1 protein-coding gene and 1 pseudogene are annotated in these 1353 nt (G+C 75.1%); one reads left to right on the top strand and one right to left on the bottom strand.

All coding sequences use genetic code 11. The annotated features are described in order from the left end of the window. Positions 1-190, bottom strand: a pseudogene (locus ADL15_RS55300) (hypothetical protein); the annotation flags it as partial. A 755-nt stretch (positions 191-945) separates the two neighbouring features. Between ADL15_RS55300 and ADL15_RS14450 the strand changes: the two are divergent. Next, positions 946-1347, top strand: a complete 402-nt coding sequence (locus ADL15_RS14450; RefSeq protein ID WP_157441362.1) for a hypothetical protein — start codon at positions 946-948, stop codon at positions 1345-1347. Positions 1348-1353 lie beyond the last annotated feature (6 nt).

The raw sequence follows: 1353 nt of genomic DNA, 5'->3' as shown, positions 1-1353 counted from the left end.
GCCCGGCGCAGCCCGGCGCAGCCCGGCGCAGCCCGGCGCAGCCCGGCGCAGCCCGGCGCAGCCCGGCGCAGCCCGGCGCAGCCCGGCGCAGCCCGGCGCGGCGCGGCGCGGCGCAGCCTGGCGCGGCCCAGCGCAGCGCAGCCCGGCCCGGCCCGGCCCGGCTCGGCTCGGCGATCCTGACTACGGACAATCTCGCGAACCCAGCCGCGCGGGCCCGGCTGGCGCTGACGGTCGCATCAGCGGCCCGAAACGACCGTGACCACCAGCCGGACACCCAGCTGGCCCTGACGGCCGCATCAGCGCTCGCCCGCCGGCCCGGCTTGGCGAGCGTCCGTGGTGGTTAAAGCGGCCTCGAGACCACGATGAGCGCTCGCCGGGCCCACCGCTCGCCCGGCTGGTGCTGAGGGTCCTCTCACGCCGCTCTTAAGGGCCGTCAGCGCCAGCCGAAGCTGCTCAGCTGGCCCTGACAGCCGTTAAAGCGCCCCATAACGGCCACCACGGCCAGCTCGATCCGCCGGGCTGGCGCTGGCGGCGGTCAAACCGGACGCGAGACGGCCCTCAGGACCAGCCGGGCAAGCTCGGCTGGTCCTGAGGGTCGTTAAAACCAGCACGAGACACCCCTGAACACCAGCCAGGCAAGCTCAGCTGGTCCTGAGAGCCGCTAAACCAGCACGAGACACCCCTGAGGACCAGCCGGAGGGTGCTGCGTTCTGGTGTCGTCTCGGGATGCGGGACGGCGCGTAGGCTGCGGCGTAGCGCGGAGTCGTGTCGCACCGGGAAAACCCGCGCGTGACCACATACCAGGACCGGTAGACCGCCTGCTGGGACGGCCGGAGGTGGCTGCGGCAAGTACCGGCGCAGCGGGCCCGGAGCTGCCGCTGCGCCGCCTGGCTGCCGGCCTCAGCCATCCGGCAACCGCGGCAAAGCGGGCGCCCCGGGTCAGGGGTGGACCGTGCCGGGGGCCGATTCGGCGGCGGCATGGTCCGGGGCGGGCTGGGCGGGGACCACCACCGGGACGCCGTGATCCGCAGCCGGGCCGCCGTGAACAGCCGGGCCGCCGTGAACAGCCGGGCCGGCGTTAACAACCGGGCCGCCGTGGGCAACCGGGCCGCCGTGGGCAACCGGGCCGGCGTGAACAACCGGGCCGGTGTGGGCGACCGGGTCGGTGTGGGCAGACGGGCCCGTGTGGGGGGTCAGGGGGTGGGTGGCGTCTCGGGCGCCCGCGAGGTTGGCGGTGAGCTGGGATTCCAGAGCGTCGACCGCGGCGCGGAGGTGGGCCAACTGCTCACGGACGTCGACCATCGGCGGGAGATGAGGCGGGCCGGCCCACGGAACGCCGCCGGATGACAAGGC

The sequence above is a fragment of the Actinoplanes awajinensis subsp. mycoplanecinus genome, from assembly GCF_001509495.1.
Taxonomy (GTDB): Bacteria; Actinomycetota; Actinomycetes; order Mycobacteriales; family Micromonosporaceae; genus Actinoplanes; species Actinoplanes palleronii.
The sequence above is the reverse complement of the archived record's forward strand: the minus strand, read 5'-3'. Positions and strand labels throughout refer to the sequence as shown.